Origin of the sequence: uncultured Chitinophaga sp., from assembly GCF_902168175.1 — a bacterium.
GTDB lineage: Bacteria > Bacteroidota > Bacteroidia > Chitinophagales > Chitinophagaceae > Chitinophaga.
This window is the reverse complement of sequence record NZ_CABHOU010000076.1, coordinates 253,427-272,453: the sequence shown is the minus strand read 5'-3', so window position 1 is coordinate 272,453 and position 19,027 is coordinate 253,427. Positions and strand designations below refer to the sequence as shown.

Genomic DNA, 19,027 nt, shown 5'->3' with positions numbered 1-19,027 from the left:
TCTAATAAAAACTGAGTGTAATGTTCGCTGTTTTTAATCCCGCTGATCGGGCAGTTACGATAACTGGCCCTTTACTTCCCCGTTTTGCCCGTACAATTACCAGTGCCAGGCCATTAAATGCTTTTCTTTGGGTAGATGAAAATGCGATAAGATCGGCCGCATTACCGTTATCCGTCGCTACTATTTCTCCGGGGCCCGATATTTCGAACTGTATAAGATGGTCCGCATCCGGCACTGGCAGGCCGTTTGCATCTTCGAGGTGAAGCGTGATGAACAAAAGGTCTGACCCATCGCCCTTCATTTTCAACCCGTCAGGAGCAGGCAGCCGGTATAAAATCCATTCATGTTCATCATTTTTAAAACAGGGAGAGATGTGATCATCCCTCCCCATTTTATTCCTCTACGTATTTGATAATTGCTATTGATAGTCCGGATTCTGTTCGAGTTTAGCGCCCCTGTTCCTTTCAATTTCCTGCTGCGGAATGGCCCACAAATTAAAACGGGGCTGCATGTTCACACCATAAAATGGATTATGTGTTACCACCCTGTCGTACAGTTTGCCCAGGCGCATCAGCGTAAGCATTCTTTTTTCCTCTACTCCAAACTCCCTTAAACGTTCATCAAGAATATAATCGACAGTTACATTAGCAGCCAGTACATCAGACGCGTTCGATCTGGACCTTACGACATTGATATCCGCAGCGGCCAGTCCGGCGTTATTTGCGCCCAGATAAGCCTCGGCACGCAGCAGGTATGTTTCTGCGAGGCGGAACATGTATTGGTCGGTATAAGTACCGCCTGCAGAAGATTTCACTTCGTACTTACGCACCGGGTCGGACGAACCCGGGTTTACGTACAAACCTGCAGGATGATTAAAGGGAGTGGTAGCTTTTGACTGATAAGGATAAAACACACGCGAAGGGAACGTAATACCCGCACCGGCCGGCGGATTTTTAGTAGAGATCGTCTGCCCATAAAACGGACTGGCCGGATTAGTAGCTACGAAATCCCTCACGAAGTTGTGGTTCGCATTCCTGATATCGTTCGCGAAATCGCTTTGCCATACAGTATCCGCGAAGTACTTGGAGGGTTGCAGAAAACCTACGCCCCTACCGCCCGTATAATCCCCCACCGGCCACAGGAAAAGTGCCACACCATTTACACGCATATCGCGGAACAATGGCACATGCACCCTTTCCAGCTGATAAGATCCCGCCATAGCAGTGGCGGTAGCACCACCACCCTGCACATCGGTTTCAAATTGTATTACCCATAAGCCTTCGGTATTGCCGGCCGACTTCCTGTTCTGGTTTCTGGCCTGGAATAAGTCCCAATATACATCGCCGGGCGTAACCGACTGACGTGCGCCGAAACGGGCTTTCATCAGCTCTGTAGCCGGATCATCGATGACTACCGTAGCGGCGGTGATCGCGTTCTGGAACTGCCCGTCGGCAATATATACTTCGGCCAGTAAGTGCTGAGCCACGAGGTTGGATATCTCCCCGTCCCTTACATCTGTAATGGCAGGCAGGTTCGCCGCTGCAAACTTCAGGTCTTCTATCACCTGGGTAAGTACTTCTTTTTTTGTAGCCCTGGTAAAGTCAGTCTTCTCTCCCTGAATTTCTTCGGTTACCAGTGGAACACCACCGAACAGGTAGGCCAGTGTGCGGTAAGCAAATGCCCTGAAGAACCTGCCCTTAGCCTCGAAGGCAACTTTATCGGCCGCCGATAAGGAGGAAGAAGGGATACGGCTGATCACCGTATTGGCCTCGGACACAATTTTATAAATCTGCGTCCAGTGATTGTTAGACAGTGTACCACTGGGGCCGAACTCCGCTGCCAGGTTGGGATTGCTGCCTACCGGCACCTCTACGCCCACATCCGTACGGTACAGGTAGTGCATAGGCTGCCAGTCGCTGGAGGAATAGAATTCGGTGCGCACCAGGCCGTACAAATTATTCACCGAAGCATTAAAATCATCGGCTGTTTTAAACGCATTGGAGGTACTGAGAAACGACAGTGCTTTTTCATCGAGGAAGTTCCTTTTACAGGACCCGCCTGCCAGCAGCAGTATCAGCAGTGATATTTTATAAACTCTTTTCATACAATTATTTTTAACCGGTAGCGGTTGATCAATAAACTATGTTTACACCCAGCGTAAAGGCTCTTAACACGGGTCGGCCGTTAACGGTAAGACCAGTGGCATTACCATCCACATCGTTCGCTTCGGGGTCCCAGCCTTCCCACTTCGTCCAGGTATGCAGGTTTTTACCGCTTACATACAGGTTGATGGATTGGGCCTTTAGCTTTTTAACAATGCCGGTGGTAAAGTTGTAAGAGAGCGATACGTCCTGCAGCCTTACAAAACTCCTGTCGGCATACATATTCGGCTCTATCTTGGCGCGACTGCCCGATATATTGCGTGGGTATTTGCCATTAGGGTTGTTGGGCGACCAGAAGTCCATGCCATGCAGGTAGTTTATCCTAATGCTGTTGTCCTCGCGGTAGTAGGCCGGGTTATTGTTGCCGAGGAAACCTTCGTTGCCGCCCTGTACGGAGTTCAGAAATACCGTCAACTGCAACCCTTTGTATTCAAAAGTATTCAGCAAACTCATACGGTAAGCTGGTTCGGCACGACCAAGAAACACGCGATCCCGTTCAGCAGTAATATCATTATCCTTATCCTGGTCGATAATTCTCACCGACCCTGCGGGAAAACCTGGCAGTCTTGTATCCGCAAGCTGATAAATGCCATCCGTCTGGTAATTGTAAATAGCCCCGATAGATTTACCGACAAACAGGTTACTCGAAATGAGATCATCTTCTTTACCATCCCCGTTTGCATCAACACCCGTAAGTGTTACGATCCGGTTTTTATTGGAAGCGAAATTGAAGTTGGCGCTCCATTTAAAGTCCCGGTTCTCGATGAATTTATAAGTAATCGCAGCTTCATAACCACTGTTGTTTACCTGGCCGAGATTTGTATTTACATTAGAGAAGCCCGAGGAAGATGGGATGGCCACACTGAATAACAGATCGGTGGTTTCATTATGATAGTATTCCAGCGAACCACCGAGGCGATTATTGAACAGTGCGAAATCCGTTCCGATGTTCAAGCCACGCGTACGTTCCCATTTCAGGTTATCGTTACCCAACGAGCTTACCTGCTGGCCGAAAGCGGTAGTACCACCATCACCATACACATAGGCAGCGCTCGTAGTCACCCTGGCGATTGATGTATACCTGGCCGTTTGGTTACCATTTTCTCCATAGCCCACCCTCAGCTTCAGGAAGTTCACCGGTGCTACGTTCTTCATAAAAGGCTCTTCCGATATTACCCAGCCTGCAGCCAGCACAGGGAATATGGCCGATTTATAGTTCCTGGCAAAACCGGAGAAACCATCGCGGCGAACAGTGGCCGTTAACAGGTACCGGTTCCTAAACTTGTAGTTGACCCTGGCCATTTGGTACTCGAGCGACTCCTGCCAGGCGTCGGAGCTGGCGAACTGGTTGGTGCCCAGTCCGAGATTGTTGTAACTCAGGTTCAGGCGTGTGAAACCGCGTGCTTCCGAAAAAGTGCTGTTGAACATTCTTTCCACAGCGCCATATAGTAAAGTGGCCGTTACATCGTGCTGACCAAAACTGTTGGCATAGGTTAAGATGTTATCGAAAGTATAATCATAATAACTCTGGATGTCTTTGTAAGCACGGCCTGTTTGTCCGGCATCATAAATGCTGGCGAAGTAGTGCTGCTGCAACCGGTAGTTATTACCGAAGTTCATGCGGTATTTCAGTCCCTTCAAAAAAGGAAAATCAATCTCCGTAAATATATTAGCGAAGTAATAATCCTTACGATCATAATCATCCACATAATAAGTAGTAAAAGGGCTTGGCTCCAAAGTGTTGGTAGGGAAAGGGATCAGTTTACCGGCAGAATCGTACGGCACCAGTAAGGGCGACATACGTAATATGCTGCCGAAGTTAGGCTCGGCCCCGTCCTGGTTTACAAAAGAGGCAGACGATAACAATCCCACCTTCCACCACTTGGCCGGCTGGGCCTCAATATTAGCCCTTATCGATTTTCTTTTAAAGATATCATTAATGATGTACCCCTTCTGATCAACCAAGGCGCCCGATAGCAGGTAATTGAACTTTTCGCCGCCGCCAGAAACGCTCAGGTTCGTTTCGAATACAGAGCCCGTATTAGTGCCTGCCTCAAACCAGTTGTAGTTATTTGGAAGCAGGTTACCGCTACCGTCGCGCATTACCGCATCTGCCCACTGTGAAAGATTAAAGGCAGGGTTAGGTGTTGTAAAATCAGGCCCCATATACGCTTTATCGTAAAACGATTCTGTTAACTGTTTAAGGAACCCTTCGCGATCGTACGGTTTCATGTTACCGATCGTTGGCTTTTGAACAGAGTAGGCAGACGATAGAGCAATGCGCGGTTTCTGGTTAGGGTTACCGCGCCTGGTGGTGATCAATATCACGCCATTAGCCGCCTGTGCCCCGTATACTGCTGTAGAACTGGCATCCTTCAGTACATCAATGCTGGCAATATCATCCGGATTAATGGAAGATAATGAACCTGTGTACTGGATACCATCGAGTATCATCAGTACACTCTGGTTACCGCTCAGGGTGACCCTGCCCCTGATGGCGATAGGTGGTGTGCCACCCGCACTGGTGGCTATACCCACGTTGAGCCCGGGTACGGTACCCTGCAGGTATTGCGCAATGTTAGTGTTAGGTGCATTGCGTAATACTTCAAGGTTAACACTGGCCACGGCACCGGTTACATCTTTTTTACGCTGTGTACCATATCCCACTACCACCACTTCACTTATCTCTTTAGAACTTAGTTCAAGCTGAATGTTTACTTCGGCATCATCGCCCACGGTTACTTCTTTTTCGGTGTAGCCCATAGTAGAAATTATGAACACAGCCCCTTTGGTAGCAGCAAGACTATACACCCCGTCGGCATTACTGGTAGTGCCGGTAGATGTACCCTTAATGCGCACGGAAGCTCCCGGCACCATTTCGCCTGCGGTGGTGGTAATTTTACCCCGAATGGTCCGCTGCTGGCCAAATACAGGTATAGCGCAGGTACAGGCTATCACTATCGCAAGGAAAGCGATCAACGTACGGCCAGCCAGTTGCCGGACCACGCAGGTTAACCCGTTTCGTTGCAGAATCAGTTTTTCCATAATCATTGTGTGGAAGTTTAATCGATTATTAATTGTTGTCTGATGGAGGGAATGCGGGGCCCAATCAGCTGCCCGATCTTAGTTGATAGTATTGTTCTATATGCTTTTGTTAAACCAATCCGGGAATTCTGGTCTTTTTTCTCAATTTAAAAGAGTCGGAAGTATAATACCTAACGTGAAAACTATTGTCCTTGCTGTTGCTATTGTTTATTACCGTACGTGGAAATCTTAATATCTGTAATGCTAATTATCGGGGATGCCGGGGACAAGTTTGCTACACTATAACCTGTATACGATTCGGCGGAATTTACCTGAAACAAAACACGCGGACCCTGAAAGCTCCTGCCATTCTTCAGCGTTCGTATCGTCTGTACAACTTGGTTAAACGAATATAGGCAAATATTTCAAAAAACACAATCGGTTGCAGTATTTTTTATTTAAATCTCTCTGTGGCCACGTCACTGGCATTAATAGCCTCACCCAAGGGCCATAGGGCTGCCATGTACGATAACGAACCCGCAGATGTTGCAATACCCAGTGGCAACAGGAAAAAAAGACCACTACGCATTATTAATCAATGTATTAAATAACTACTTAGGCGCTGCTGGCGGCATAAGAAGCAGCAAGTGTTACGCAACCGGTTGCGTAACACTTGCTAAGTGTGCTTTAACTAAGAACTCGGGGGCGGGCTACAGGCAAACACATGCTATTAACTACCTTTAAATCGCAGGATTATACAAGCGGGCCTTATACAGGGTACACCATCCTTTATCTATCCTTTATCCAAATCCTCTGAAACCCTTGCTGGTGCACAAGCAGGATAAAGAATCGATATAGGATGAGTATAGGGTCGCCGGAAGAAAACGGGGTTATCAGGGGGCAGGGGGGATCATATTATTCACTTTGTGGACCGGTACGCACCCACACATTCGAACGTTAGCAGCGGCCTTCTGCAACACTATTTTAGCAAAAGCGGCGATGTGTTACAGCGTAAAAACAAGGTATTAGGATGAACGGGCGCATCCCGATCACAGGCTGGTTTCCCTTACTCCACCCTCAGCACATCCGCCCCTAACGCTTCATCCCGCCTCCGCTCCAACCGCTTATCATGCACGATAATCATTATCTCCAGCGATCCTGTAGACACCGTACCCTCCAGAATATGCCCGCCGTAAGCTTTGAACTCCCTGTCTGTAGCCACGCCGTGCAGGTGAAGACTGGGTTTGCCCTCTTTCCAGGCAATGCTGCCCTGCATGGCCGCCATTTCCACCTCCTTAAAGGTTTTAGGCGTATACTGTTTCGTTTTAAAGTCGAAGAACCCGAAGGTCACGTTCACGAATCCCATCGCGGTGAGATTAGCAGACGGGATGTTCTCTTTCACCGCAAACCGTTCCAGTTCCGGGATAATACTGTCGCCCTGCTGCAATACCATCAGGTAGCCTGTGGGTACTTTGGTGTATTTCTGGGCGCTGGCAGCAATGGTAAAAAGGAGCAGGAAGCTCAGTACGGCGTATCGCATAACAAACTGTTTATCGTTTTTACGCAAATCGTTTGCCATTACTTTACTTCCGCCACCCACCGTTCGGTTGCCTGCTCTTTCACCGGTGTGGCGGAAGCGGTGATCAGCAGCGTACCGCCATTGGTGATCTCCTGCTGTGTCAGGTAATTCCTGTTCAACACTTTCCCATTTAATACCACTTTAGCGATGTACACGTTTTTATCCGCGTAGTTCTGTACACGTATCTGTAACGGCTGCCTGCCCGGCCATTGTAGCTTTACTTCGGGAAATAAAGGCACGTTCAGGTAATATACCGGCCAGCCCACACAGGCGGGATGAATACCGCTGGCGGTAAATACAAACCAGGCCGACATAGCACCGGCATCGTCGTCCATCGTACGGATGTAACTTTGCGGGATGTTTTTATAGATACGGTCAACGAACGGATCGATTCCGCGGCTGTTGTCGTTGAAGTAATATTGCACTACAGTATCTGCGGCGTAAGCGTGCATCAGTTGCTGCGACTTCCACGGTTTGGCAGTGGCGTTGTACATCAGCGGGGCCTGTAAATCAGGCTCATTGGCGTGGTTGTACAGGTCGTTATCGAAGAAATAATCAAGTTGTTGCGTAAATGCCTCTTCTCTTCCTGTAAGACCGATCAGGCCTTTTACATCGAACGGCACAAACCAGCGGTATTGCCAGATAGTACCCTGGTAAAGACCACGGGCCTGCATCCTGTCTACATCGTTTTTACTGATATCGCGGAAGTCTTTGTTCCAGTAGGTTTTGTATCCCAATGCTTTAGCGAGGTACTTCGCCGCAAGTCCCGTATCACCGTTAGCGGCCAGTATTTGCGAAAGTGCCCAGGTATCATAACTGGCTTCCAGGGCCTTGTCTGGCGTACCGAAGTCGAGGCCGTCGGCTTCTTTGATCAGTTGGTCGCGGATGGCGGCAATGTCTATCTTATATCCCTTACGAATGGCATCAAGCAGTACAACCATCGCATGCTCCGTCCTTACGGTGTTAGACGGCTCGGTTTGCGTGGCATAGTCTTTTTTACCACGCAGGTACATTTCGGCAATGGAAGTAGCCATATCGGCGTATTGCCCTGGGTACATCAGCGACAGTAACGGTAATTGTGTACGATAGTTATCCCAGATGGCCCAGCCATTGTACCGTTTGGTGGACGATTGATGTAAACTGCCATCAGTAGCCCTGTAGGTGCCATCAGGTTCCGAAATATCGTAGGGCGATTGTAAAGCGCGGTACATCAAAGAGTAGAACAACGACTCCCGCTCTTTATTCCCTGATACGGAAATACGGCCCAACTGTTGCTGCCAGGCACTGTCTGCCGCCTTTTTCATATTTGTAAAAGATAAATTGGGAACGGCCTGCTGTGCATAGTCGGTACTTACGGACGAGAGGGCGATACGCATCTCAATATCCCTGGTACCGGCGGCCGGCACCACCCGCAGGCTATGCTCTCCGGTAGTGCTAATGGTTACTGCCTCGCTGAACTTAAGGAAATAATACAGCCGGTATTTACCGGCATTACAGGTCGTTTTAGCTTCTATCCAACCTTTTACCGTATCACCGCTCACACTGTGTCCCTCCGCTACAAAATCGTTCGCCAGCGTATGTTTCAGGTCAATAGTAAAACCTTTAGGGCCTGCCGGGAACTGGTAATGATGAATGCCTGATTTTTCAAACACCGTGAACTCCGCCTTTACCTGGTTGGTAAAAGCTACACTGTAAAAGCCCGGAGAGGCTGCTTGCGCCGCCTTCTCCAATTTACCACTATCGCTATGGCCGAGGAAAGGCCTCACAAGGATGTTGCCTCCACTCCCTCTGCAACCCACACCCTCAAACACCGTATGCGCAAAACCAAGGTATTGTTTAGCCGCATACTCGTACCCGGTATGAATAGCCGGGTAAGTTTGCGGCACAATGCTCATCATACTGAATGGGTAGGAGGCCGCGGGGGAAAGCTGCCCATGATCGCCGGAGGTGCCGAGGAAAACATTTACCTGTTGCGTACGCTGCTGCGCGGTTGCCGGCAGTGCCAGTATGGTCAGCCCCAGCATTATTCCCGTAAGTCGTATTATCATCTTCGTTTCAAATGTGGCGGCCAAAATACGAAGGAATTAAATGGGGTGTGATGATGATTTCTTTAATTTTGATGAGCGGGCGCTGTAAAACAGGACAGGATATGTTTTTGGAACATACCCTGTCTTAATTTCTTTATAACCCTATCTATTCTATGTTAGATACCTTTCAGTTCCGCATTCAACTCGTTCAGCTCCCGAAGATCATTCTCAAACCCTTCTTTCTTCCGGTTACGGAACGCACCGGCTTTAAAAGCAACGAAATAAATGAGCAACGTAATACCAACACCGATCGCTGTTTCGCCCAAGGCCGGCCACAATCCCTTATGTTGTAATTTATGGGGCAGAAAGGAAAACACCGTAGCCACTCCGCCCGTAAACATCAGCAAACCAAACCAGGTTTCCATCCGGGCGCTTTTCTCGTAACCTTTGATCACCTTACTCAGAAACGGGGCCAGACCAATAGTATTGATGTTTGTATTGAGCTCCCGCTGGTTTTTAACCAGGCGCGCAACAGCCGCCATCACGCCAGCGCAGAGCAAGCCGTACGGAATATACTGCCAGCCATAGGTAAAGTCGAACGGGTTACCGATAAAAATAGCGGCCAGTACGCCTAACAATAACACAAGGTATACCAGCAGCAGGCTATTCTCCCTTCGTATTCCTGCCACTCTCGAACGCGACCGCTCCTGCAGCATACTTGTGATCAGCCTTTCACTCAGCCGCTGCGTAGAGGTGATCTGCTGCTCATAGCGGTTCCAGGTGGATTTTAATTCCTCAAGCTCCATGTTGTTTGCTTTTTATAAGGTGAGTAAGTTTCTGTTTAATACGGTTCAGCCGAACGCCTACATTACTGAGCGTAATGCCCATAATAGCGCTGATCTCCTCGTACGATTTTTCGTCCAGGTACAGCAGGATAATTGCTTTTTCGATTTCGGAGAGCTGTTGTATCGCCTCGTAAAGCGCATCTACCTGTTCCTGTTGCATGGCAGACGGATGCATGTCGGGTATATCAAAACCCATTTCATCCAGCGATGAACTGCCGGGCGACTTTTGCTGTTTCCGGAAATTGGAGATGGCCGTATTGAGCGCCACCCTGTATATCCAGGTGCTGCCAGCCGACTGCTTCCTGAACGACGGATAAGATTTCCAAAGCTGTAATACAATTTCCTGGAACAGGTCGTTACGGCTGCCTGCATCCTGGCAATAGAGGTTGCACACCTTAAATATCAGGGCACGGTGATCGTTTACCAGGTCCATAAATTCTTTCTCCATGCGCAGGCTGTTTACTCATTAGTCGCAGGCGGAGATGTTTTCTTACAGGCGGGGACGTCTTTTTTTCCACATAAAGGGATAACGGACCCCTTAACAGCTTCGTGTTTCCCCGCTTTGGGAACATCAGCCATCACTAAAAGTGCCAATATAGGATGTATAGGCTTACTGCACAAATAGCCGTAAAATGCAGACCTGCTACTTCTCGTGGTCGTCCCAGAGCAGGGGCAGGCAAAAAACGATATGTGCCGGCAGCAGTTGTTTGTAAAAACCGCTTCGATCGGCTGATGGTGGATTGGGGTGTTTTTTAAACATGGCTTTCCAGGCGGCTATGCCTAACAAACCGCCAGCCACCCCGTAAATCAGCGGCCGCGCCAGACCGCCTTTCTTTGAAATGCCACGAAAAGCGGCCATCATGCCTATACCAATGGCGTAATGCATACCCCAACCTGCCGTGAGGGCGGCCTTTTTACTGAGCCCCGGTGCCCGCTTACGCACCATAGCTGCCAGCAGCTCCGGCTCGCTGTAATTCCTGTTTTTCTTGTCAGAAATATAATAACTTAAAAGAGTCATTGCTGTGGTGCCTGCTATGCTATCGATCATAGTGCGTGTGAGTTTCATCTTTTCCGGTATTTGAGTTACAAAACAAAAGGGCCAGATCGCCCGCCTGCATTAAGTTGTGTTTCATCTTTTAAACAATAATAATTATGCCGGCCGGTACTGCCGGGACCGCCACTACATTCAGTTTCAATCAAAATCATCATACGCTTCCCCGCTTGGGGACGAAACACCACGAATGTACCGGGAATTTGGAGAGCTTGATTGTGGGCACGTGATTTGAACCCAGATACGTAAATATAAATCTAACTATTATGGCAAACACAAGCACCAAAACAACGCCTTCAAAAAGCAAGTCATCCGCCTCTAAACCCGCAGGAAAAACGGGCAAAATGGAAAACTCAGAGTTCCATGAATTTTTCGTTGACGAACTGAAGGACATCTACTGGGCGGAGAAACACCTGGTAAAGGCGCTCCCCAAAATGCAAAAAGCGGCTACCAGCGACGAACTGAAAGCTGCGTTTGAAAAACACACGCAGGAAACACAACAACATGTGGTGACACTGGAAAAAGTGTTCGAATCGCTTGGGGAAAAAGCCGTAGCTAAAAAATGCGATGCAATGGAAGGCCTGCTGGCCGAAGCCACTTCAATTATTGAAGACACAGAGAAAGGTACAATGATACGTGATGCCGCACTCATTCTCGCAGCACAGAAAGTGGAGCATTACGAAATCGGCACGTACGGCACACTTAGAACTTTTGCAGAAAATATGGGCCACACCGAAGTGGTGCAATTACTGCAACAAACGCTCGATAACGAAAAGCAAACCGACGTGGCGCTTACTGAAATTGCAGTAGGCAGCATTAATGAAGAAGCGGCGGCAGAATAAACAAGTTTAAACATCGCAGTAATAATTTCCAGGAAAGGCCAGTGTAAACGCTGGCCTTTTTCTTGTATATAATAATGCCTTTACCTCTGTCAACTTAACAATTCAAGTATCCCCTCATTCTGAACGATCAGCATGCCCTGCCGGTCTTCGGTAATACCCTCGGCCAGCTGGTACGTGTACCGCGGCACGGCACCGTCCATCACGGTAGGCAGGTAGCGGAATAATACCCGGCTGCCGGTTTCACGCAGCGCCTCTCCTACTTCAATAATGTGGGTGCTAATAATGAAAAGGCAGGTCCCGTACGCGCCGAACGCAGCCGACACAGCCAGTGTAGCGTCGTAAGCGTCCTTCACATTAGTGCCTTTAAAGAGTTCGTCGAATATCACGATCAGGCGTTCTCCGCGGCTCACGGCTTCAGCTACGGTTTTAACCCTTTGCACCTCTGCGTAAAAATGACTGTACCCCATTTGCAGGTTATCGGGCACGTTAATAGAAGTATAAAGCCCGTCGCGTACAGAGAACTCCATTTGCGCGGCAGCCACCGGAAAGCCCATATGCGCCAGGTAAACAGCCATGCCGAACGATTTCATAAAAGTGGATTTGCCAGCCATGTTCGCCCCGGTGAGAAAAAGCAGGTTCCCTTCCCTGTTCAGCGACAAAGAATTGGGAATGGCTTTAGCCAAAGCAGGATGACGCAGGTCCCTGATCTCCGCCTTTTGCTGATCGGCCTCAAGGGCTTGCGGATAACAATAATAGCCGGCGCGGGCTACATCACTTACTGCTATGTATACATCCATCTTATGCACCGTCTGTAACATGCGCTCCATTTGCGGGCGCATTTTTGTACGCAACAAATAATCGTAACTAATCACCTCCGCTAACCGCGGGCCTTTTGCCTGTATAACGGCTTTTAAGCGATTATCCGACAGCAAAGCTTTAAGTGCCTCCGCTTCGGCATTGCCGGGTTTTAATAACGCGGAAAATGCGGTAAGCTTTTGTAGCAGACCGATAGTGGCCTGTAGGCCGGCATACAATTCACCGAAACGAACATCGCGCACAAGGCTGCTCATCACCTTTTTCTGCAAAATGCCCGCCACTGCACCTATGTAATTTCCTGCGCCACCACCGTCGAGGTAGTTTTCTGCCAGTTGAAATTCCTCTTTAGAAAAAGGAAATACAAGCGCCTGCGCCTGGTAATAACGGAAGATGGCGGTCCTGTCGTTTATGTCTGCCGGATTACTTAGCGGATGCAGGAACATTTGCTCCAGCAGTCTTTCGCCACCTGCAGTTTTAACGTGATTAAAAAGGCTGAACACGGATTGTGATTTGAACTTGCCGAGCAGGTTCAGATCTTCCAGTGTTTGTTTGTCGGTTATAAAACTCATGACCCTTTGTTTTGCATTTTTTCTAAGCCTGATCTTAATATATCCAGGATGCCTTCATTATTGATGATGATCATACCGTGCCGATCGTTGGTAATGCCGTTTTCCAGCTTGTAAGGATAAACGGGACGGTTTCCGTCCATATAGGTAGGCAGGTATACGAAGTGTACATTGCTGCACCGCTCCTTTAACACAGGCCCTGCCTCTACGATATGGGTGGAAATTACGAACAGGCTGCCATGTTTGCGGGCAAATCCTTCGGCGATAGCAATGGTAGCCTCGTACGCATCTTTTACATTGGTACCGCGGAACAGTTCATCAAACAGCACGAATAGTCTTTTACCTGCCGCCAGTTCCTGCGCCATCTTTTTCACGCGCATTACTTCTGCATAAAAATGGCTGGCACCCATACCCAGGTTATCGGGCAGGTTGATGGTGGTGTACATACCGTCGAGTACTGCGAACTCCATTTGCGAGGCCGCCACCGGCATACCGGCATGTGCCAGTAATAAGGCGATGCTCAGCGATTTCATAAAGGTAGATTTGCCCGCCATGTTTGCGCCGGTGAGGAACACTACATTTCCTTCGGGGGAAATACGTACATCGTTTGCCACTGCATTCTTCACAGCCGGATGATACAATCCTCTGATCACAAGGCCTGGCCGTTCGGGGGGCAGACCTGCAGGAAATGCATACCCGCGTTCGCGGGCGACCGTGGCAACAGATATGTACACATCGAGCCGGTAAATACAACCTAACAGCAACTGCAATTCGCGGCTGTGCCGGAAACGGAATAGTACATCCCACCCCGCTGCCTGTTCATGTGATATGTTAGTGCCTGTATGTGCCAGTACGGGCTGCCATTCAGGTGCGGCCAGTATTTCTGCTATTACTGCGGCATCGCTTTCGTATGCATGGCCTGCAGGCAGGTTTAACTCTTGCCGGAAACGATGTGCATTTTTTAGTATGGATACAAATGCCTTTACGCCCCTGTACACCTGGTCGGTATCGCCATCCCTGGCCAAGAGGTGGCCCAGCTTCCTCGCCACCGAAGTATCCTCCGGGTCCAACTGCGTTCGTACATCACGGTTGCCCAGGTAATTGGTGGTCACTTCGAGGTCGGCTGCATCAAAAGGAAACTGAAGGCCGGTTCCGGCAAAATATTGAATGATGCTGCTGCGACGGTTAATATCCGCAGCTACGGCCAGCGGATGCCGGAACATTTGTTCCAGCTCCGCTGCACCGCCACGGGTAAGTGTTCGGTTATAAATTTCATACACCGATGTTCCGCCATGTTTCCCGAATATGTTCAGGTCGTCCAGTGTTTGTTTATCTGTGGAGAATAACATGGTGTTTATTTTCTTTTACGCCTGATCAATATAATCGCCGCCAGTATGGTCATAAGACCGGGCACCACCCATGCTATCATGATGCGCAATGGCTTCACGCCGTCGGAACTGATGTTTAGTCTACGGTCTTTGCTTTCCGGACGATTGGGCTCAATCGGGTACTGGCCGTCGCTCAGCCAACTGAAAATACCGGTACTGTACCCAAAGTTCATTACAGGCGGCATGTTTTGCGAGCCTACCCTGCCGCTTAAGAAGTCGGCGTCGCCTGCTACGAAAATGCGCTGCTCCCTGTTATTGATTTTCCTTGTCAACATCAATGCAACCGGGAACACTTTTCGTTCATCGCCTGCTGCCGCGTCGAATTCAACCGCTGCCGAGTCGGTAACCATCTGTCCCTTTTTCAACCAACTGAACTCCGGGTTGGTGACCAGCGCCGGTGCGATAGTGAAACCACTATCTGACGAGAAAGTTAAACCCGCCGCGCCCATCATCAGCACAATACCTTTATTCCTGTATCCGCGCGCCGTTGTGCCGGACAGTGCCTGTGAGGCGGCAGCCAGTTCGCTGCGTACGATATCGGGGGTGGATTGCGGATCCGGCTGGGCAATGATGCCCTCCATCATTTGCACACCCAGCATGTTCAACAACGGGTTCACGATATCCGCTTTGCCTGGCTCACCTGCTATTACGAGGTTGCCGCCACGGTTCACATAATCCCTGATCTTACTGATCGTTACGGCGCTTAATGCCACCCTGGGATCTGCCACTACCAGGGCGGTAGCGTCATCAGGTATATTGGCATGTTCCAGCGATACGGTATCTACATCAAAGCCCTGGTTGACGAATGATTCGCGGAATACTTTATAATTAGCGAGGTACTGGTATTCCCTGTCGCCGGACTTGTACGGACTGCGTTCGAGGTTGCCGGTGAGGAATACGATTTTAGGGAACTTAGCGTCCAGCAATCGTTTAAAAGCGGCGGCTATTTCGGGTTCCTTCGGGAAAACATCCATATCATCGAACACCCGCAGGAATGTTGTGCGGTTTTTGTACTTAAGCTGCATCACAAAACGCGTATGCTCAGGCCTTAAATCGATGATCTTCCGCATTTCTTCCGGCGTTTTATAGTCGGACAGTTCGTAATCGAAATTCTTTGCCATACTAATTGCCTGCTCCCTCAGCGTCTGTGGCTTTTGACCCGGTGGCTGGATCATCATGAACGGACCAGTGGCATAAGAACTATCCCAGTAACTTACGTACTTAAAGGAAATATCCGGCTTATAACGCACATAGGGTTCCCAGAGGGAAAGGTACTTGTTCCTTAATTGTGGCAAACCAAGGTGATACTGGCCGCCAAGCAGGTTAGCATAAGCGGTAACTTCCAGCTTATCGTCGCCCAGCTCCTCCACGATCTCTCTTACGCGTGGCGATAGCGACTGGCTCTTCACACGGGTGGCATCAAAATAAACTGTTATTGCGGGCCGCGACGTAACGTAACCTATCAGCAACGCTGAAACGATTACAGCCGCATACCAGCCACTCCGCACAGCCAGCGGCTTCGGCGCTCTGCCTCCTTTCATCTTCAGTATGGTAAGCGACAGGAAGATGTAAATGATCAGCAGAAAATACAGCACGTCCTTGGAACTGATAAGCCCTGCCAGCAGGTTCTCTGTTCGTCCCGTAAGCGATAAGAAATACGTGAGGTCGCGGATGAAATCGTACCGCTGCCACATGTCGCCTACATAACTCAGGAAACCGATCATTACGAACGTACTGATGGCCGCCAGTACCTGGTAGGTAGTAAGACTGGACATGAACAGGCCGATAGCAGCATACGTACATAACAGCAGGTAAAAACCGAACAACGAAGTAATCATCAGGCCTACATCCACCGACTGTATATTAAAACTGCCCACGATCATCAGGAATACAATAACCGCCAGCATGCACAGGCTGTATATGAGCATAGACACATACTTTCCTAACACGATCTGCGTCACTGTTACGGGTGACGAGTACAGCAGCTTAATGGTACCACTGCTGGTTTCGCGGCTGATGAGCCCCATGGTAAGCAGGGGGATATAGAGGTACAGGTTTTGCATGATACCGCGAAATATGCCGTAACGCACGCTGAATATCCATGAAGTAAGTTCCTTCATCGACGTCATGGCTGCCCCGCCCAACTCCTGCCGCCTGGCATAATCGTCTATTACCTGGGCGTAGGCCAGTGAGCATTGTACCATAAATACGATCAGTAAAAACCAGGCAATAGGTGAATAAAACAGTTGCCTGATCTCCGTTTTCGCTATCTTAAATATCGTCTTCATTGCTCCCGCGTATTATTGAGATGAGTGTTTGGAAAGTTGTTTAAATATTTCGTCCAGTGCGTTCCTTTCAAGCTGGATGCCACGCAGCCTCCAGCCCTGTTGTACGCTGGCCGCTACCAGGCGCTCTACTATTTCCTGGTCGCCGCTGAAATACACCCGCGCCTGCCTCGGTGTAAGAAAGTTTACGCCGGTTATACCTGGTATGCTCAGCAACGCTGCTTCGGCCGGCGGGTTTTCCACATCCATCAAAATACTGTGCGGTGCGATGTAGTTATTGAACGCGTCCATCGTATCGGCAAACACCACGCGACCGCCTTCGATCATGGTAATTTCCTGGCACAACACCTGCACTTCCGACAAAATATGGGAAGAGAATACCACTGCACGTTCCCGTGCAATTTCCCGTATCAGTCCACGCACTTCTGTAATCTGGTTGGGATCAAGACCATTGGTTGGTTCGTCCAGCACTACCAGTTTAGGTTTGTGGATGATGGCCTGGGCAATGCCCACACGCTGGCGGTACCCGCCGGAAAGGTTGCGGATCAGGCGTTCGGCAAAATGCGCGATACCGCAACGCTCCATGGCTTCTTTCAACGCTGCTTTCATCTGTTCTTTGGGAATCATCCTTAAGTCTGCGCAGTATTGCAGGTATTCACTTACGGTAAGGTCCATGTACAAAGGTGCCTGCTGCGGCAGGAAGCCGATCTGCGTTTTGGCCAGTTCAGGCTCCTTCCGCATATCAATGCCATTGATGTACACATTGCCTTCTGTTTGATTAAGCGTACCACACAAAATGTTCATGGTGGTAGATTTACCGGCCCCATTGGAGCCGAGTAAACCTACTATACCCGTTTGCTTTATTTCGATGTTAATGTCACGGATTGCCCAGGCACTTGCATATTTATGCGACAAGTGCTCGAGCTTTACAATGCTCGTCATAACTATTGCTTTATGTCTGTTGAATTATGGGTTGTTCTGCATACCGGGGTTGCTGAGTATAAATAGTTCCGGGATCTGCATCACCAGGCGGTCGGGTTGTTGCAGTGTATAGTTGCTTACCGTACCATCTGCGTTATACACGGTGTGGGTAAAGGTAATGCCTGCAAACAGCGGGTCCACCGACAAGCGCCTCATATCAAACCAACGGTAACCTTCGAGCGCAAACTCGCGGATACGTTCGTCGATCACGAAGTGCACCAGCGCATTTTTATCACCCGCAGCAACTGCTGGTACCGCATAGGCATCAGCGGGCATACGGTTCCGGCGAAGCATTTCCAGGTCGGCTACAGCACCTGTTAAATCATCGAGGCGGGCTTTACACTCGGCGCGCAGCAGGTACAGTTCTGACAACTGTAAGCCAAAGCGGGAGTAACGTACACCGTATTTACGTAACAGGCCATTGGGGTCTGGTGTACCATCTACGGTGTTAGATGAATATAGTTTCAGGCGCAGGTCGCGGCTATCGAACAATGCGGCTGCCTGTGCGGTTAAACCCAGGCCGCGGGTGGTAACGTACCACGGCGACTGCGGATCGTTGGTAAATATTTTAGACAGGATATCTTCTGTAAAGTCGTTAAAATCGTTACCGGGGCCAGCGGGACCATAATTGGGATCGGCGGGCAAAAAGGTGCCGTTCGGACCCAGCGTAACATTGTAATCGTAGAGTTTTACTTCGCTTTGCGCCAGGTCGGCGAAGGCTGCATTTAATAAAGGCAGCGCATCACTGGTACGCCCCATAAACAGGTACACCTTACCCAGCAAACCTTCTGCCGCTGCTTTGGAAAAACGGGTGCGGATACGCGGGGTTACAGGTAATACCTTGATCGCTTCAGTTAAATCACTGATGATAAAATCATACATCTGCTGTACAGTACCGCGGTTGTACGAGGGTATCGTTGCATCTGCCTTATCAATAATAGGAAAACCCGGATCGGTGGCTGCTGTTGCGGCCGCATAAGGTTTCGCGTAATAGTTGATCATCTGGAAATTAGTCCAGGCACGGCTGGCACGCGCTTCGGCACGTAATATTTCCTTTTGCTGAGTTGTACCATTGGTGGCATCCATTACTTCTGCTATCACCTTATTGAAGGTGTAGATGTTCGTCACCGATGAGCGCAGGAATGTTGGTATCTGGTCGTTTTGCTGGTAAACAGTTCCCTGCCACTGAAAAAGGCGAACAGCGTGTACAGGGCTTTGCATCAGGTAAGCACCGGAAGCGGCTGCCTCATCCCCCATCAGTTGCGGCTCCAGCCAGCCATTAATGCTGTAGGACTGATCGCGGTAAAAATCCATATTGTTCATTAACAGGTCGTAATCGGCCGTGGTAGATGCCACACGTTGGCCCATCGGTACTACTTCCAGGAAACTGTCGCTGCACGACGTCAGCATTGAGCAGGCGATATATATAAGCGGATATATTAACTTCTTCATGATCGTTCG

At 49.3% G+C, this 19,027-nt stretch carries 14 protein-coding genes; 1 reads left to right on the top strand and 13 read right to left on the bottom strand.

Annotated features, from left to right (window positions below; translation table 11 throughout):
* Position 1: 1 nt before the first annotated feature.
* From QZT80_RS18400 to QZT80_RS18365, 8 genes are all read right to left on the bottom strand, one after another.
* Complete coding sequence (locus QZT80_RS18400; protein ID WP_295125368.1) at positions 2 to 391, bottom strand: hypothetical protein; 390 nt, start codon at positions 389 to 391, stop codon at positions 2 to 4.
* A gap of 27 nt (positions 392 to 418) precedes the next feature.
* Positions 419 to 2,104 carry a RagB/SusD family nutrient uptake outer membrane protein gene (locus QZT80_RS18395; RefSeq protein WP_295125365.1) on the bottom strand — a complete coding sequence of 562 codons (1,686 nt, stop codon included), beginning with the start codon at positions 2,102 to 2,104 and terminating at the stop codon, positions 419 to 421.
* A 28-nt stretch (positions 2,105 to 2,132) separates the two neighbouring features.
* A complete protein-coding gene (locus tag QZT80_RS18390; RefSeq protein ID WP_295125362.1) occupies positions 2,133 to 5,207 on the bottom strand; it encodes a TonB-dependent receptor in 3,075 nt (1,024 codons plus the stop codon).
* Between the two features lie 1,045 nt (positions 5,208 to 6,252).
* Positions 6,253 to 6,726 (bottom strand): PPC domain-containing DNA-binding protein, encoded by a 474-nt coding sequence (locus QZT80_RS18385; RefSeq protein ID WP_295125360.1) that lies wholly within the window; start codon positions 6,724 to 6,726, stop codon positions 6,253 to 6,255.
* A 38-nt stretch (positions 6,727 to 6,764) separates the two neighbouring features.
* Positions 6,765 to 8,837 (bottom strand): glycoside hydrolase domain-containing protein, encoded by a 2,073-nt coding sequence (locus tag QZT80_RS18380; protein WP_295125358.1) that lies wholly within the window; start codon positions 8,835 to 8,837, stop codon positions 6,765 to 6,767.
* 131 nt (positions 8,838 to 8,968) lie between these two features.
* The gene (locus QZT80_RS18375; protein ID WP_295125355.1) at positions 8,969 to 9,598 is read right to left on the bottom strand and encodes a hypothetical protein; all 630 of its coding nucleotides are present in this window, start codon (positions 9,596 to 9,598) and stop codon (positions 8,969 to 8,971) included.
* A complete protein-coding gene (locus tag QZT80_RS18370) occupies positions 9,588 to 10,085 on the bottom strand; it encodes a sigma-70 family RNA polymerase sigma factor (RefSeq protein ID WP_295125352.1) in 498 nt (165 codons plus the stop codon). Before QZT80_RS18370 ends, QZT80_RS18375 begins: the two co-directional genes overlap by 11 nt.
* Positions 10,086 to 10,280: 195 nt before the next feature.
* Entirely contained in the window at positions 10,281 to 10,703 is a 423-nt protein-coding gene (locus tag QZT80_RS18365) for a hypothetical protein (protein WP_295125349.1), read from the bottom strand.
* 251 nt (positions 10,704 to 10,954) lie between these two features.
* Here QZT80_RS18365 and QZT80_RS18360 point away from each other — a divergent pair, with 251 nt between their 5' ends.
* Positions 10,955 to 11,530: a ferritin-like domain-containing protein gene (locus QZT80_RS18360; RefSeq protein WP_295125346.1), complete on the top strand. Its 576-nt coding sequence runs from the start codon at positions 10,955 to 10,957 to the stop codon at positions 11,528 to 11,530.
* Between the two features lie 89 nt (positions 11,531 to 11,619).
* Here QZT80_RS18360 and QZT80_RS18355 read toward each other — a convergent pair whose 3' ends face one another.
* Genes QZT80_RS18355 through QZT80_RS18335 form a run of 5 tightly spaced genes read right to left on the bottom strand, consistent with a single transcriptional unit; the run spans position 11,620 to position 19,018 of the window.
* Positions 11,620 to 12,915 (bottom strand): DNA mismatch repair protein, encoded by a 1,296-nt coding sequence (locus QZT80_RS18355; RefSeq protein WP_295125343.1) that lies wholly within the window; start codon positions 12,913 to 12,915, stop codon positions 11,620 to 11,622.
* Positions 12,912 to 14,261 carry a DNA mismatch repair protein gene (locus tag QZT80_RS18350; protein ID WP_295125341.1) on the bottom strand — a complete coding sequence of 450 codons (1,350 nt, stop codon included), beginning with the start codon at positions 14,259 to 14,261 and terminating at the stop codon, positions 12,912 to 12,914. Before QZT80_RS18350 ends, QZT80_RS18355 begins: the two co-directional genes overlap by 4 nt.
* A 5-nt stretch (positions 14,262 to 14,266) precedes the next feature.
* On the bottom strand, positions 14,267 to 16,588 hold the full coding sequence (locus QZT80_RS18345; RefSeq protein WP_295125338.1) for a Gldg family protein: 2,322 nt from the start codon (positions 16,586 to 16,588) through the stop codon (positions 14,267 to 14,269).
* Positions 16,589 to 16,600: 12 nt separating this feature from the next.
* Positions 16,601 to 17,527, bottom strand: coding sequence for an ABC transporter ATP-binding protein (locus QZT80_RS18340; RefSeq protein WP_295125335.1), 927 nt, complete (start codon positions 17,525 to 17,527; stop codon positions 16,601 to 16,603).
* A gap of 24 nt (positions 17,528 to 17,551) precedes the next feature.
* Positions 17,552 to 19,018 carry a RagB/SusD family nutrient uptake outer membrane protein gene (locus tag QZT80_RS18335; RefSeq protein ID WP_295125332.1) on the bottom strand — a complete coding sequence of 489 codons (1,467 nt, stop codon included), beginning with the start codon at positions 19,016 to 19,018 and terminating at the stop codon, positions 17,552 to 17,554.
* Positions 19,019 to 19,027 lie beyond the last annotated feature (9 nt).

Excerpts from the sequence above, each read along its gene's own strand:
- QZT80_RS18400 (WP_295125368.1), bottom strand. The coding sequence starts at position 391 with ATGGGGAGGGATGATCACATCTCTCCCTGTTTTAAAAATGATGAACAT.
- QZT80_RS18395 (WP_295125365.1), bottom strand. The coding sequence starts at position 2,104 with ATGAAAAGAGTTTATAAAATATCACTGCTGATACTGCTGCTGGCAGGC.
- QZT80_RS18390 (WP_295125362.1), bottom strand. The coding sequence starts at position 5,207 with ATGGAAAAACTGATTCTGCAACGAAACGGGTTAACCTGCGTGGTCCGG.
- QZT80_RS18385 (WP_295125360.1), bottom strand. The coding sequence starts at position 6,726 with ATGCGATACGCCGTACTGAGCTTCCTGCTCCTTTTTACCATTGCTGCC.
- QZT80_RS18375 (WP_295125355.1), bottom strand. The coding sequence starts at position 9,598 with ATGGAGCTTGAGGAATTAAAATCCACCTGGAACCGCTATGAGCAGCAG.
- QZT80_RS18370 (WP_295125352.1), bottom strand. The coding sequence starts at position 10,085 with ATGGAGAAAGAATTTATGGACCTGGTAAACGATCACCGTGCCCTGATA.
- QZT80_RS18365 (WP_295125349.1), bottom strand. The coding sequence starts at position 10,703 with ATGAAACTCACACGCACTATGATCGATAGCATAGCAGGCACCACAGCA.
- QZT80_RS18360 (WP_295125346.1), top strand. The coding sequence starts at position 10,955 with ATGGCAAACACAAGCACCAAAACAACGCCTTCAAAAAGCAAGTCATCC.
- QZT80_RS18355 (WP_295125343.1), bottom strand. The coding sequence starts at position 12,915 with ATGAGTTTTATAACCGACAAACAAACACTGGAAGATCTGAACCTGCTC.
- QZT80_RS18350 (WP_295125341.1), bottom strand. The coding sequence starts at position 14,261 with ATGTTATTCTCCACAGATAAACAAACACTGGACGACCTGAACATATTC.
- QZT80_RS18345 (WP_295125338.1), bottom strand. The coding sequence starts at position 16,588 with ATGAAGACGATATTTAAGATAGCGAAAACGGAGATCAGGCAACTGTTT.
- QZT80_RS18340 (WP_295125335.1), bottom strand. The coding sequence starts at position 17,527 with ATGACGAGCATTGTAAAGCTCGAGCACTTGTCGCATAAATATGCAAGT.
- QZT80_RS18335 (WP_295125332.1), bottom strand. The coding sequence starts at position 19,018 with ATGAAGAAGTTAATATATCCGCTTATATATATCGCCTGCTCAATGCTG.